General features: G+C 64.5%; 11 protein-coding genes. 2 read left to right on the top strand and 9 right to left on the bottom strand.

The genetic code is table 11. The annotated features are described in order from the left end of the window. The first annotated feature begins 2 nt into the window (after positions 1 to 2). Both EP376_RS01815 and EP376_RS01810 read left to right on the top strand, forming a co-directional pair. Entirely contained in the window at positions 3 to 1,379 is a 1,377-nt protein-coding gene (locus EP376_RS01815; protein ID WP_127653822.1) for an FAD-binding oxidoreductase, read from the top strand. A gap of 113 nt (positions 1,380 to 1,492) precedes the next feature. After that, positions 1,493 to 3,283 (top strand): bifunctional helix-turn-helix transcriptional regulator/alpha/beta hydrolase, encoded by a 1,791-nt coding sequence (locus tag EP376_RS01810; RefSeq protein ID WP_127653821.1) that lies wholly within the window; start codon positions 1,493 to 1,495, stop codon positions 3,281 to 3,283. Positions 3,284 to 3,626: 343 nt separating this feature from the next. On the opposite strand, the gene recN is transcribed toward EP376_RS01810, so the two are convergent. The 9 genes from recN to EP376_RS01765 all read right to left on the bottom strand — a co-directional run bounded on the left by recN (position 3,627) and on the right by EP376_RS01765 (position 13,934). After that, positions 3,627 to 5,300 carry a DNA repair protein RecN gene (recN, locus tag EP376_RS01805; RefSeq protein ID WP_127653820.1) on the bottom strand — a complete coding sequence of 558 codons (1,674 nt, stop codon included), beginning with the start codon at positions 5,298 to 5,300 and terminating at the stop codon, positions 3,627 to 3,629. Positions 5,301 to 5,316: 16 nt separating this feature from the next. Further along, entirely contained in the window at positions 5,317 to 6,168 is an 852-nt protein-coding gene (locus EP376_RS01800) for an outer membrane protein assembly factor BamD (protein ID WP_127653819.1), read from the bottom strand. 109 nt (positions 6,169 to 6,277) lie between these two features. Beyond that, on the bottom strand, positions 6,278 to 7,198 hold the full coding sequence (gene lpxC, locus EP376_RS01795; RefSeq protein WP_127653818.1) for a UDP-3-O-acyl-N-acetylglucosamine deacetylase: 921 nt from the start codon (positions 7,196 to 7,198) through the stop codon (positions 6,278 to 6,280). A 232-nt stretch (positions 7,199 to 7,430) separates the two neighbouring features. Next, positions 7,431 to 9,047 carry a cell division protein FtsZ gene (ftsZ, locus tag EP376_RS01790; RefSeq protein WP_127653817.1) on the bottom strand — a complete coding sequence of 539 codons (1,617 nt, stop codon included), beginning with the start codon at positions 9,045 to 9,047 and terminating at the stop codon, positions 7,431 to 7,433. 420 nt (positions 9,048 to 9,467) lie between these two features. Next, the gene (ftsA, locus tag EP376_RS01785; protein ID WP_127653816.1) at positions 9,468 to 10,802 is read right to left on the bottom strand and encodes a cell division protein FtsA; all 1,335 of its coding nucleotides are present in this window, start codon (positions 10,800 to 10,802) and stop codon (positions 9,468 to 9,470) included. A gap of 35 nt (positions 10,803 to 10,837) precedes the next feature. Further along, a complete protein-coding gene (locus EP376_RS01780; RefSeq protein ID WP_127653815.1) occupies positions 10,838 to 11,746 on the bottom strand; it encodes a cell division protein FtsQ/DivIB in 909 nt (302 codons plus the stop codon). Next, a complete protein-coding gene (locus tag EP376_RS01775; RefSeq protein ID WP_127653814.1) occupies positions 11,734 to 12,648 on the bottom strand; it encodes a D-alanine--D-alanine ligase in 915 nt (304 codons plus the stop codon). The genes EP376_RS01780 and EP376_RS01775 overlap by 13 nt, the downstream gene beginning before the upstream one ends. An 87-nt stretch (positions 12,649 to 12,735) precedes the next feature. Then, positions 12,736 to 13,668: a UDP-N-acetylmuramate dehydrogenase gene (murB, locus tag EP376_RS01770; RefSeq protein ID WP_127653813.1), complete on the bottom strand. Its 933-nt coding sequence runs from the start codon at positions 13,666 to 13,668 to the stop codon at positions 12,736 to 12,738. Further along, positions 13,665 to 13,934, bottom strand: a complete 270-nt coding sequence (locus EP376_RS01765) for a hypothetical protein (RefSeq protein WP_127653812.1) — start codon at positions 13,932 to 13,934, stop codon at positions 13,665 to 13,667. The genes murB and EP376_RS01765 overlap by 4 nt, the downstream gene beginning before the upstream one ends. Between the last annotated feature and the right edge of the window lie 44 nt (positions 13,935 to 13,978).

Here is a 13,978-nt window from a genome sequence, read left to right as displayed (position 1 = left end):
CCATGTCGATCGAGACCGCCTTGATGCGACTTTCCGATGTCTTAGGCGATCGGCTCAGTCGGTCCAAGGCCGATCTGGATCATCACGGCCAGTCCGAGACGCATTTTGCCCCCGCACCGCCCGATGGCGTGGCATGGCCCGAAACCACGGCCGAAGTGGCCGAGATCGCGCGCATTTGTTCCGAAGAGGGCTGTCCGATCATCGGCTGGGGGGCGGGCACCTCTCTCGAAGGGCATGCGCTGGCGACAGAGGGCGGGCTGACCGTCGATTTCGGCCGGATGAACCGGGTGCTGCAGGTCAATGCCGAGGACATGGACGTGGTCGTGCAACCGGGCGTCACGCGCCGTGCCCTGAACGAAGAACTCCGCGCCACGGGCCTGTTCTTCCCGGTTGATCCCGGGGCGGATGCCTCGCTGGGCGGCATGGCGATGACGCGGGCCAGCGGCACGACCGCGGTCCGCTATGGCACGATGCGCGACAACGTCAGGGCGCTCGAGGTGGTGCTGGCGGATGGCCGCGTGATCCGCACCGGAAGCCGGGCACGCAAATCCTCGGCCGGTTATGACCTGACGGGCCTGTTCGTCGGGTCCGAAGGCACACTTGGCCTCGTCACGGAACTGACGCTCAGGCTTTACGGTCAGCCCGAGGCGATCACCGCGGCCGTCTGCGCCTTTGATGAGATGGGCCCGGCCGTCGACGCCGTGACCGAGACCATCCAGTCGGGCGTGCCCATGGCCCGGATCGAATTCATCGACGCCCCCACGGTGCGGGCGGTGAATGTCTATAGCGGACTTGATCTGCCCGAGATGCCGCATCTGATGGTCGAATTTCACGGATCAGAGACCGGTGCCGCCGAAGACGCCGAACGCTTTGCCGAAATCGCCCAGGACCACGGCGCGAAAAATTTCGAGCGCGCCACCCGGACGGAGGATCGCACCCGCCTCTGGCGCGCCCGGCACGACGCCTATTGGGCGATCCTTGCCGCGCATCCGGGGCGGACGGGATATGTCACCGACGTCTGCGTGCCGATCACAGCACTGGCCGAGGCCGTGGCGGAAACCGAGGCCGATATCGCGGCATCCGGCATCCCGGGGCCGATCGCGGGCCACGTGGGCGACGGCAATTTCCACTCCGTCCTGCTGGTCGATCCCGACAATCCCGCCGAGCATGACATTGCTCTCGAGCTGTCGCACAAGATGGCCGAGCGCGCGCTCAGGCTGGGCGGGACTGTGACAGGCGAACACGGCGTGGGGCTGGGCAAACGGCGCTACATGGCGGCAGAACACGGCGATGGCTGGGCGGTGATGGGGGATATCAAACGCGCCCTTGATCCGGGCAACCTGATGAATCCCGGAAAGCTGGTTCCCGGCAACCAATAGGCGAGTCACGGGCAAGAAACAGGCAATTCGCACGGATCGTCACCGTTCTTTCACAGAGTTCTTGGCAAGTTGGGGGGGAATTCCTTACCATAAGGTCAAATTCTGGATCCGCCATGACAATATCCAAGCCTCTGATTTCCGACGATGCTCTCGCGGAAAAGGTCATCGACGAGCTTTATGAAGTGGCCGTCGATCCGACCCGCTACGAGGCGTTGCTCGATCATTGGGAACGGCTGATCGCCCCCCATCGTGGTGCGGCCAACGCGGGCAGGCTACCCGAGATCCCGCTTCCCGAGTTCGAATCGCATTTCCAGCGGGCCGATCGCGTTCTGCGTGACGTGACCCTGCCCGTCTCCGAGATGACCCCCGAACAGGTCATGACACGGATCGAACGGACAGCGGCACTCGCGATCGACGCCTCGGGAAAAATCGCGCAGACCAATCCGGTTGCGGCCTCCGTCTTCGGGCTTGGTCCCGGCGCGGCGCTCAGTGCACTTCCGCTGGCCGAGGGCGAGGCCGAAGTGCTGTTCAAGGCGGTTCTTCGCGCCTTGCGGTCGAACAGCACCGAGAATTTCGTCCTGCGGCTGCGTGGCGCCGTGCGGGATCGCACAATGCTCTTTTCGCTGCGCCGCCTTGCCCCGCGCGGCGAGGAACCCTTTGTTCTGGCCATCACGTCGGAACTGGGCTGGCCACCGGGATTCGAACGGCTCCTGTCCGAGGCGTTCGACCTGACCTCCGCCGAAGCGCAGATCGTTCATGGCCTGTCGGACGGGTCGTCGGTCACCGAGATCGCACAACAGCGCGACCGCAGCGTCGAGACGATCCGGGCGCAGGTGAAATCCATCATGGCCAAGACCGGCACGCGCAGCCAGCCCGAGCTGGTTCGCCTGACGCTGTCAACGATGGAAATGGCGCAATACAGCGGCAGCCTGACTGGCATGCTGGACGACCATTCTATCGGCTTCGGAACGCTGGAGGACAGGCCGTTCCGGACGATGCACCACGTCGACGGACGGCGGCAGGATTATCTGATCCTCGGCGACGAGACGGGACAACCCTGTCTTTATCTCCCGCTGGATTACGGTCTGGTGCGCTGGCCTGCCTCGGCCGAGGCGGAAGCCGCGCGGCGCGGCCTGAAGATCATCGTTCCGGTCCGGGCGGGGTTTGGCCACTCGACACCCCTGCCCCGGAACGTGGATTACGGGCCGCAGCTTGTCGACGACATGGCCGCACTCCTCGATCATCTGGGCCACGGGCGCGTGCCGGTGATCACGCTCGGTGGTGACAGTTTCCTGGCCTTTCTGCTGAACGAACGGCACCCCGACCGGGTGGCCGCGATCCTCTGCGCGGCTGGCGTCCTTCCCAATGAAAGCCACGAACAATACGAACGGATGGAAAAGTGGCACCGGTTCATCCTCGCCGGGGCGCGCTATACACCGCATGTTCTGCCATTTCTGGTCAAGGCAGGCTTTGCCCTGGCAAACCGGATGGGCAAGCGGGCCTTTGTTCACGCGGTCTATGGCAACTCCGCCGCCGACCGCAGCACATTCGAGATACCCGAGGTCTACGAGGCCATGGTCTGCGGCTCCGAGGTCTGCCTCTCCGACGGACACAGCGCCCATGACGCGTTCTCGCGAGAGGTCATCGCCCATGAGACGATCGACTGGACCGGGACCCTTACCCTGATGCGCGAAGCGACGCTGCGCAAGACCGATCCGGTCCCCGTGATCTTCTTCAACGGGCTGCAGGACCCGCAGGTTCATCCCGATACCCTCGCCGAGCATCGAGAGAACTATCCCTGGATCGATTTCCGGGTCTTTCCGGATGCCGGGCAGCTTCTGTTCTTCCTCAAGTGGCGGGATATCCTCGACGCACTAACCCCGATCATTCGTCAAAAACGCTAGGCATACCCAATTTGGGGGATGCGGCGAGGGTCAAATCCGGTGCAAAAGATATCTATTGCATCATTTGTTTGTTTCCCGCCGCAAGGCACAGAGTAAATAGTCTAGGGGAATGGGTAAGCGTGAGTGGGTTGCCGTTCCATATTTGAGAACACCGGCGCGTATTTGGCCGGAAAGACCGGCGGGAGCGACATGACGAGACATTCAGACTTCGTCACCGTCGTTCCCGCCGTTTTGCTTTTCAGACCATCGGGGCGACTTCGCATCGGCGTATACGGGCAGCGCTTGCCCGTCTTTGCCGGCCAGCACCTGCGCCGCATCCCCGCCACGCCGGACCGCAAGCGGCTCACGCCGGCGTTGCGGCCAGAAGCTCTTTCGCCGCACCGCGCGCCGCATCGGTAATCCGATCCCCAGCCAGCATCCGTGCGATCTCGTCGATTCGTTCCTCGGGTGCGAGAGCCAGAACACGCGACGTCGTGATCTCTTCGCCATCCTTGCGCGAGACGGCCTTTTCGACGCGCCAGTGATGCCCGCCAAGGGCCGCAACCTGCGGCGAATGCGTCACCACCAGCACCTGACCACCTTCGGCCAGCGCCTTCAGACGGCGCCCGACGGCATCGGCCGTGGCCCCGCCGACCCCCCGATCGATCTCGTCGAAGATCATCGTAAGGCCCTGCACATCCTGTGTCAGACAGACCTTCAAAGCCAGGAGAAAACGGCTCAACTCGCCGCCCGAGGCGATTTTGTCGAGCGCACCAGCGGGCGCGCCCGGGTTCGTGGCAACAAGGAAGCGCACGTCATCGCGTCCATCGGGGCCCGCAGAGCCCTCTGCGATCGAAACCTCGAAGACCGCGCGTTCCATCTTGAGCGGGGCGAGTTCCTCGGCCATCGCGGTCTCGAGCTTGCGGGCAGCCTTGGTCCGCGCGGCGCTCAGCGCTTCGGCGGCGGCGGCATATTCGGCCTCGGCGCGCGCAAGGGATGCCTCGGCCCCCGCGATATCGCCCTCCGACGCATCGAGCGCCGTGAGCCGTTCACGCAGGCTGTCGGCAAACGCGGGCAGGTCGTCGGACAACTGGCCATGTTTGCGGGCCAGCGCGCGAATGGCGAAGAGCCGTTCCTCGGTCGTCTCGAGCGCATGGACATCGAAGGACAGCGCGTCGAGGGTTTCGGCAATGCCCTGTTCGGCCTCGCCCAAGGCTTCCATCGCACGTGACAGCGCATCGATCGCCGAGTCGAGCCGGCCTTCGGCGACATCCGCGGCATCGTCAAGCCAGCGCGTCGCATCGCGGACCATGCCTTCGGCACCGTCTCCCGTGATCGCGGCATGGGCTTTCGAGATATCTTCGCGGATCCTTTCGGCCGCCTGCATCAGCCGGCGTTCGGCATCTAGCCTGTCTTCCTCGCCGGGTTCGGGGGCCAGCGCGTCGAATTCGGCCACCGCATGGCGCAGGAATTCCTCTTCCTGCCGAAGTGCCTCGGCGGCGGCGCGCAAATCGTCGAGCCGGGACTGAGCGGCCCGGCGCGCGCTCCAGGCGCGGCGGGTTGCGTCGCGCAGGGGCGCGGTTGCGGCGAAATCGTCCAGAAGATCGCGATGTCCGCGCGGGTTAAGCAAACCACGATCGTCCTGTTGGCCATGCAATTCGACAAGGTGATCGGAAAGCGCGCGCAACACCTCGCCCGAGACGCGGACCGAGTTGACCCATGCCGTCTTGCGTCCGTCGGTCGAATTCACCCGGCGCAGGATCAGTTCGCCCTCTTCGGTCGGGATGCCTGCCTCTTCGAGAACCTGATGCGCGGCATGGCCGGCGGGCAGATCAAAGACGGCCGTCACCTCCCCCTGAGCAGCCCCCTTGCGCACCAGCGCAGCCCGACCGCGCCAGCCAAGCACAAAGCCCAACGCATCCAGAAGGATCGATTTGCCCGCACCGGTTTCACCGGTCAACACGTTCAGACCCGACTGAAACCCAAGTTCCAGCCGATCGATAATGAGAAGGTCTGTTATATCGAGTGATCGCAGCATGAGGCCCCGCCCCTTGTCAGAGCCACTCTCCACGGATCATTTGCCGGTAGATGGCAGACAGCCAGTTGTCCCCGATGGATTGCGGCTCCAGCCCCTGCCCCGTCAACAGGGCAAAGCTGTCCTCGTACCATTCGGTCGACTGATAATTATAGCCCAGGATCGCGCCCGCCGTCTGTGCCTCGTCGGTCAGACCAAGCGACAGGTAGGATTCGACAAGCCGGTGCAGCGCCTCAGGCGTGTGGGACGTGGTCTGGAAATCCTCGACAACGACACGGAACCTGTTGGTCGCGGCGGCGAAATGATCCCGGCGGAGATAATAGCGCCCGATCTCCATCTCCTTGGCTGCCAGGTGATCGAAGGCGAGATCGAACTTGAGAACCGATGACCGGGCATATTCGCTGTCGGGATAGCGTTCGATCACCACCCGCAGCGCCTGAAGCGCCTGGAACGTCAGGCCCTGATCGCGACCGATCTCGTCGATCTGGTCATAATAGCTGAGCGCCAGAAGATATTGCGCATAGGCCGCGTCTTCACCTGTCGGGTGGAAATCGAGGTAGCGCTGCGCAGAGGCGCGGCTGGCGGGATAATCCTCATCCTTGTGATAGGCGAACGCAGCCATGATCAGCGCGCGTTTCGACCATTCGGAATAGGGGTAAAGCCGCTCGATCTCGGAGAAATAGAAGGCCGCGTCATCTGCCTGACCGCGTGCCAGCTCGAATTCGCCGCGCTCGAAAATCTCTTCTGCCGTGTAATTCTCGAGGGGGATATTGTCGGGAAGACCGCTTCCGCAGGCGGAGAGCACGGTCAGAGCCAAACCGGCGGCAAGGAGCGACGCCCGAAACCCAATCCTGTCGCCCGCTCTGCTCAAACCCCGTCTCCTCGCGCTATTGGCTGCACGATACTGCTGCGCATGGGGTGTCTACCATGAAAAATCGGGGTGCAAAATGCCTTTTGCCGCACGTATCCGAAAGCCCCGATCAGGCGACGGCGGCCAGATCGGCGGCCACGAGACCGGCCCCCGGCAAGCGTTTGGCCAATCCGTCATCACAGCGCCGGAGCCTGTGGGCGGACGGGTCCGACAGTAGCGCCTCGACAAGGCGATGGGTCATCGCATGACCGGACTTGTAGCCCTCGTAGCGCCCCAGCAAAGGATAGCCCGCCAAGGACAGATCGCCCATCACATCAAGCATCTTGTGACGGACAGCCTCGTCCTTGTGACGCAGCCCCCCGGGATTGAGGACCCCGGCCCCATCATAGACGACCGCGTTGTCATAGGTTCCGCCGAGGGCAAGCCCCTGACGCCGCATATGTTCGATGTCGGACTGACGGCAGAATGTCCGGCTGTCGCAAAGCTCTCGAACGAAGGTCCCGTTGCCCAGATCGAGGACTTTCTGCTGCCGGCCGATGGCCGCATCCGGGAAATCGATCGTCAGATCGATCTCGAGCGCGTCCGACGGCGTCAGCCTGGCCCAGGCATCGCCGCTGGACACCGTGATCGGGGACGTCACCTCGATGACATCGAGCGGCGCCGCAAGCCGCTTGATCCCGGCATCCATCACGCCCCGGACAAACCGGGCGGCTGACCCGTCAAGCGCGGGAAGCTCTGGCCCATGCAGTTCGACCCGCGCATTGTGCACGCCGCAACCGGCCAGCGCGGCCAGCAGATGTTCGACGGTCGAGACCTCGATCCCATCGGCATTTCCGATCCGGGTGTTGAGCGCCGTCGCCCGAACATGCGTCCAGAGCGCGGGGATCGTCGCGGTCCTGGCCGACACGTCGACCCGGCAGAACACCACGCCATGGCCGGCGGGTGCCGGTTTCACAACACATTTCGCGGGCCGACCGGAATGAAGACCGGTCCCCGCGAACGTGGCGCATGACGCTAAAGTGGTTTGCACGATGATCGCCCATTAACTCTCAGTTGGGAATCGAGATAGGGGGCGGGCCTTCATGGCTCAACTCACTCTTTGTTACTGACGGCAATAAATCTTCGAGTGTGACCCATGGCCAAGCGATCACAGTAAGGACCGCATCTTAACTCATTGCTATAAATGCAAAAACGGGCCGCCTTTGAGCAGCCCGTTTCCGTGATTTCGACGCAACGTCACAGATGATGTGACAGCTGGCCCCTCAGTTCGCCTGACGACGGAGGAATGCCGGGATTTCGATCCGTTCCTGATCCGGATCGTAGGCGTCTTCCTCGTCATGACGCTGTGCGGCCGGTTGGCTCGATACCTGCGGCTGCTCCCGTGTCGGACGCGGGGCTTCGCCGTGCTGACCCGACATCCGGTTGATCAGCGATCCGATCCCGAAGCGCGGCCGCTCTGTCTCGGCGGCGTGCTGCGGTGCGGCAGGGCGGGGTTCTGCCGCCCGCGGCTGGCTTTGAACGGCCGAGCGCAGACGCGCCAGCGCCTCTGGCGACGGTGTTCCCGGAGCGGGCGCACGGGGCGCGATGAAGCTTTCGGCCGAGTCCATCGCCGGCTCCGCGCGCGGCTGATAGGCCGGCGGCGGAAGCTCATCTTCCACCAGGGCCGAATGGATATCGGCGAAGTCGTCTTCTTCCTCGGACTGGGCGGCCGGCGCATCAAAGAGCGTCGGCTCCTCCATGTGGTGCTCCTGCTCGACCGCCTGAGCGGCGACCGGCTCGGGCGCCGGAACCGGCGTCGGACGGGGGGCAGGCGCGGCAGCGACTTCGGTCTGGCGCGTGTCTTCCTGGCTGACACGTTCACGCAGCGGCTGCGACATCGACCGGCGCGGAACCGGCATATCCGACGACTTCACAGCGGCATCGATGCCCGTCGCCACGACCGAGACACGCATCGCGCCTTCCATCGACGGATCGAGCGTGGAGCCCACGATGATATTCGCGTCGGGATCGACCTTTTCGCGGATCTTGTTGGCCGCTTCGTCCAGTTCGAACAGGGTCAGGTCGTGCCCGCCCGTGATGTTGATCAGGACGCCCTTCGCACCTTCGAGGCTGATCTCGTCGAGAAGCGGGTTCGCGATCGCCTTCTCGGCGGCCTGTACGGCGCGGTTCTCGCCTTCGGCCTCGCCCGTGCCCATCATCGCCTTGCCCATCTCGTCCATCACGGCGCGCACGTCGGCAAAATCGAGGTTGATCAGGCCCGGACGAACCATCAGGTCGGTCACGCCCTTGACGCCCTGATACAGGACGTCGTCGGCCATCGCGAAGGCATCGGTAAAGGTGGTGTTCTCGTTGGCGAGACGGAACAGGTTCTGGTTCGGGATGATAATCAGCGTGTCGACGACTTTCTGAAGCGCATCAACACCTTCCTCGGCTTGTTTCATCCGCTTGCCGCCCTCGAACTGGAACGGCTTGGTGACGACACCAACGGTCAGGACACCCAGCTCTCGGGCCGCCTGTGCGATGATCGGCGCGGCACCGGTTCCGGTTCCGCCGCCCATGCCCGCAGTGATGAAACACATATGCGCGCCGGCCAGATGATCGACAATCTGTTCGATCGACTCTTCGGCCGCCGCGGCGCCCACCGTGGCGCGGGCCCCGGCGCCCAGACCTTCGGTGACCTTCACCCCCATCTGGATCCGCGACTGGGCCATGGATTGCTGCAGGGCCTGAGCATCGGTATTCGCCACGACGAAATCGACGCCATCAAGCTCCTTCTGGATCATGTTGTTCACGGCATTGCCGCCGGCACCGCCGACCCCGAAAACTGTGATCCTTGGCTTGAGATCTTCCTGCCCCGGGAGGGAGAGATTGAGTGTCATTGCACTGTCCGCCTGTCTTTTTACCGTTGCCTGCCGCGAACCGCCCGGATGTGCCAGGATACGGCGGCGTTCTTGCCCGCCTGCGCATCCCGAGCGCCCCGAATCAGGGCGATTTCCCGTAATCTTCCCGCGATCTTAACTTTCGATGACGAAGAGGTCACCCGAAATATGGCCAAATTATACAAAATATGGGCCAATTCGGGGCACGACTCGCGGGATATCGCCGATGACCCCAGATGTGGCGGTGCAACCGCCAGACGCAACTACGCACGCCGACCCATTCCCCGAGAGGCGCGTTCATTCAGCCATGAAGGAGCCCTGCCCGGCCTCCGGTGGTCGTTTTCGACCTTGTTGAAAACTCTAGCACATCATCCGCGAACCGAAAGCCGTCTTTCGCAAGAAAAACGGCCCCGCTCCGCTCTACCAATTGTCCTTGAACCACTTGACCGCGCGGCGGAAGCTGCGGGCCGGGTGGCGTTCGGTGGGGACGTCGAAATCCCACCATTCGTCCTGCGGGTTCGCGGCGAAGAGCGACAGGCCCACCGCCCCGGAAAACGAGGGCCCGGTTGCTGCCTGCGGCAGCCCCTGCACGCGCAGCGGCCGGCCCAGCCTGACCTGCTGACCCAGTATCTTTGAGGCCAGACCATCGAGTCCGGGGATCTGACTGCCGCCACCGGTCAGCACGATCTGCTGACTGGGCAGGTATTCGAACCCCGCCGCATCGAGCCTGAGGCGCACCTCTTCGAGGATTTCCTCAACCCGGGGCCGCATGATCCCGATCAGTTCTGCCCGGCTGACCGTCCGCCTGTCATGGTGCCAGTCGCCCGTGTCGCCGCCGATCTCGATCATCTCACGGTCGTCCATCCCGGTGGCCACGACGCCGCCGTGGAGTGTCTTGATCCGTTCCGCCGTGGCCATCGGCACCTGAAGCCCCATCGAGATGTCGGAGGTGACGTGATCGCCCCCCATCCGCACATTGTCTGCATAGATCATGTGCTTGCGGATGAAGATCGACAGACCCGTCGCGCCGCCGCCCATGTCGATGCAGGCCGAGCCCAGTTCCTGTTCGTCTTCGACGAGGCTTGCGATGCCGGACACATAGGCCGACGAGGCAAGCCCCGCCAATTCCAGATCGCAGCGCTTGATGCAGAACAGAAGGTTCTTCACCACCGTCGCGTCCACTGTCAGAAGATGCAGATCGGCGGTCAGGCGATTGCCGATCTGGCCGCGCGGATCGGACAGCCCCGTGCGATGATCTAGCGAGAAATTCACCGGCTGTGCGTGCAGGACTTCGCGGTCGGCGCCAAAATCGGGCACCTCGCAGGCGGCCAGGACCCGTCCGATATCGTGATCGGCCACCACCTGCCCCTGCACATCAACCACCCCGTCCAGACCATAGGACCGGGGCCGCGCGCCGGCAAAACAGGCGATGACGTGATCGACACGGACATTGGCCATCTTCTGCGCGGCCTGCACCGCGGTGCGGATGGCGCGTTCGGTCTCCTGCATGGCGTCGACCTCGCCAAAGCGGACCCCGCGGGAGCGGGTCGTCGCCGCCCCGATGACCCGGAACGAGGATTGCCCCGCCATCGATCCGACACTGTCGGATTCGGCGAATGCGTCTGGTCCGTCGAAACGCAGGACAAGACAGGCGATCTTCGACGTGCCCACGTCGAGGATCGCGATCACCCCGCGTTGCATGGCCGTGCGGCGCATGTTCCGCATCGCTCTCTGGCTTTCGTAGAGATCCCTCATGGGTTACCTGCCGTTCTTTTTCTTGTTGAGTGCATTCATTGCCCCGCCCCTGTCTGCGTCGGGCGCATGGCCGCAGCGGCCAGCGGCGTCAGTCGAAGGGTCGGGCGATCGCCGTTGCGCATGTCCACGACAGCCACGTCGCGCGACAGCATGTCCTGTGCGGCATGCAGCGCGATGACCCGGTCGAGAGCGGCGACGGGATTCTCGGTCGGAAGCAGGATACGCTGCCCCGCATCCAGCACGATATCCCAGCGCCGTTCGCCCATCCTGACAAGGCCGCGCACCCTGTCGGAGACGGGACCCGTCGCATGAAACAGCGCCATCGCCTCGCCGATATGCTCCATCGCGCCGTCACCGGCGATCAGCGGCAGATCGGGCCGGTCGGCGCGGGCCTCGATCATGCCCGTCATGACGCCTTCGGCATCGATCAGCCGCAATCCGTCCACATGGCGCCAGACCGCGACGGGCCGCCGTTCGGTGACATTGATCTCGAGCGTGCCGCCCGGCCGGACCCTGAGGACCGCATCCTTGACGGCGGTAAGGTCGATCACCGTCTCGCGCATCCCGCTGAGATCCAGATCGAAGGACGACACCGGGAATTCCACTGGGATCACCTCTGCGATCGCCGCAACCACGGCGGGCCGCGTCCCGATCACTTCCATTTCCGCCACCATGAATTCGGGGCGATGGTGTATCTCGTAGCGGATGTGGTCGATCTGTGCGGTCAGCGCATCGCGGTTCTCGGGCTTTGCGAACCACGCGGTCGCGACGAACATGATCAGCAGGACCGGCAGCCCGATCCGGACGGTGCGGCGGAACAGCGGGGTCAGCATCAGCCGCTGATAGCGATATCCCCATTTCGTCGGCGCCGGATCGCGCCGGACGGGCGCCGGTTCCCCCGGAAGCGCCACGTTGCGGGAGATCAGTCGGATCAGCGATCGCATGAGGCGTCCTCCACCAGCCAGCGGCACAGTTCCGGAAATCCGATGCCCACATGGGCCGCCTGCTCGGGCGACAGCGAGGTGGGCGTCATTCCGGGCTGGGTGTTGGTCTCGAGCAGGATCAGGCCGTCGATCCCACGGGCCTCGTTCCAGCGGAAATCGGTCCGGCTCAGCCCCCGGCACCCCAGCGCGTCATGGGCGCGCAAGGCATAGTCCATGCAGGCCGCGAACACGTCGCCGGGGATTTCGGCGGGCACGACGTGGCGCGATCCGCCCTCTTCGTATTTGGCGTGATAATCGTACCAGCCCTCCGTCACGATATCGGTCACCGTCAGCGCCCTGTCGCCCAGAACCGAGACTGTCAGCTCGCGCCCCGGGGCATAGCGTTCGACCATCATCCGTTCGGGCATTTCGGTGGCAAGGCGCGGCGGGCCGTTGGCGGCCTCCTGCACGATATAGACCCCGACCGACGAGCCTTCGTTGTTGGGCTTGACGACATAGGGCGGCTCCATCACGTGGCGGGCCTCGATCTCATCGCGGCCGGCAATCCGGCTTTCGACGAAGGGCAGGCCCGCGGCGCGGTAGACATCCTTGCACCGCTGCTTGTCCATGGCGAGCGCCGAGGCCAGCACGCCGGAATGGGTATAGGGCAGACGGATCCATTCGAGGATGCCCTGAACGCAGCCGTCCTCACCCCAACGGCCGTGAAGCGCGTTGAACGCGGCATCGGGCGCAAGCGCGACCAGCCGTTCGGCCAGGTCGGACCCTGCGTCCACCTCGGTTACCCTGCATCCGGAATCCCGCAATGCCTGTGCACATTCGCGCCCCGTGCTCAGCGAAACCTCTCGTTCCGCCGACGGTCCGCCCATCAGTACAGCCACATGCGGGTGTGCCCTGCTCGACATGACCCACTGCCTCGATCGCGGGCCTTCAAGGACCCGACTTTTTCCGCCTTTGCCCTGCCTTGGGCCGCCCCGTTTTCGGGGCTTTCGTTATTCAGTCGCGTCGGCCTTTCGACCGATGCGCATGATTTCCCATTCTAGCGTGATGCCGCTTGTGTCGTAAACCTTTTTCCGAACCTCTTCGCCCAATGACTCAAGGTCTTGGGCGGTCGCACCGCCTGCGTTGGTCAGGAAGTTGGAATGCATCTCGTTCATCACCGCGCCGCCCCGGCGCGCGCCGCGCATTCCGGCCTCGTCGATGACCTTCCAGGCCTTCAATTCATGGCTGTCATCGGCCTTGCCTGTCGAAGAAAACCCGGCCGGGTTGCGAAAGGTGGAGCCTGCCGTCCGGTCCTTGGTGGGCTGGGTCGCATCGCGCTTGGCGATCTGTTCCTCCATCCGCGCGGCCAGCGCGGCCGGATCGCCCTGTGGCGGGCGGAAGACCGCCGACAGGATGACCGCCCCGTCCGGCAGATCGCTTTGCCGGTAGCGGAGGTTCAGATCGGCGGCGGGGATATCGGTGATCTGCCCGTCGCGCAGCACGACCCGAACCGTCTCGAGGCAATCGGCGACATAGGATCCGTAGCAGCCCGCGTTCATCCGCACCGCCCCGCCGATCGAGCCGGGGATCGTGCGCAGGAACGTCAGGTCGAGCCCCGCCTCCGCCGCACGCCTTGCCACATGCGCATCGAGCGCAGCAGCCCCGGCCCGCACCCGGCCCTCGCCGATGCCGATCACGTTGAACCCCCGGCCCAGACGGATCACCACGCCCGGCACGCCCCCGTCGCGCACGATGAGATTGGAGCCGACCCCCATGGCAAAGACCGGCACCGCCGGGTCGAGGGCGGCGAGGAAGGCCGACAGGTCCTCGGCGTCGGCAGGCTGGAAGAACCATTCCGCCGGGCCGCCCACGCGCAGCCATGTCAGGTCGTTCAGGGGGCGGTCGGGCGTCAGCGGGCCGCGTGTTTCGGGAAGGGATGTCATGGGTCGGCTATGTGCCGGGATTTGCGCCGCCGGTAAAGCCCGATCGCAGCGCCAAGGAGGAGCCCGAGGATTGCCGGGGCCATCATCAGCATCGCAAAGATCGCATAGCCGATCCCGTCCCAGCCGGACACCGCCCGCCCCTCCCGGATCGCGCCCGCCGCGAGGAGGGCCGCGATCAGCACGAGTACAACGACAAGCCATCCGATGCCCCAGCGCAGGCACAGCACACCCAGCACAAGCCCGCCGGTCAGGAAAAGAAGCGGCACCACATAAACCATGTGGCGATCAAACCACCGGGCAGATAGGCTCG

This window comes from Alexandriicola marinus, from assembly GCF_004000435.1.
Taxonomy (GTDB): domain Bacteria; phylum Pseudomonadota; class Alphaproteobacteria; order Rhodobacterales; family Rhodobacteraceae; genus Alexandriicola; species Alexandriicola marinus.
Note: the sequence above shows the minus strand (reverse complement) of the source record. Positions and strands in the feature narration are given on the sequence as shown.

Excerpts from the sequence above, each read along its gene's own strand:
- EP376_RS01780 (WP_127653815.1), bottom strand. The coding sequence starts at position 11,746 with ATGCGATCGCTGATCCGACTGATCTCCCGCAACGTGGCGCTTCCGGGG.
- murB (WP_127653813.1), bottom strand. The coding sequence starts at position 13,668 with ATGACATCCCTTCCCGAAACACGCGGCCCGCTGACGCCCGACCGCCCC.
- ftsA (WP_127653816.1), bottom strand. The coding sequence starts at position 10,802 with ATGAGGGATCTCTACGAAAGCCAGAGAGCGATGCGGAACATGCGCCGC.
- EP376_RS01815 (WP_127653822.1), top strand. The coding sequence starts at position 3 with ATGTCGATCGAGACCGCCTTGATGCGACTTTCCGATGTCTTAGGCGAT.
- ftsZ (WP_127653817.1), bottom strand. The coding sequence starts at position 9,047 with ATGACACTCAATCTCTCCCTCCCGGGGCAGGAAGATCTCAAGCCAAGG.
- EP376_RS01775 (WP_127653814.1), bottom strand. The coding sequence starts at position 12,648 with ATGTCGAGCAGGGCACACCCGCATGTGGCTGTACTGATGGGCGGACCG.
- recN (WP_127653820.1), bottom strand. The coding sequence starts at position 5,300 with ATGCTGCGATCACTCGATATAACAGACCTTCTCATTATCGATCGGCTG.
- EP376_RS01810 (WP_127653821.1), top strand. The coding sequence starts at position 1,493 with ATGACAATATCCAAGCCTCTGATTTCCGACGATGCTCTCGCGGAAAAG.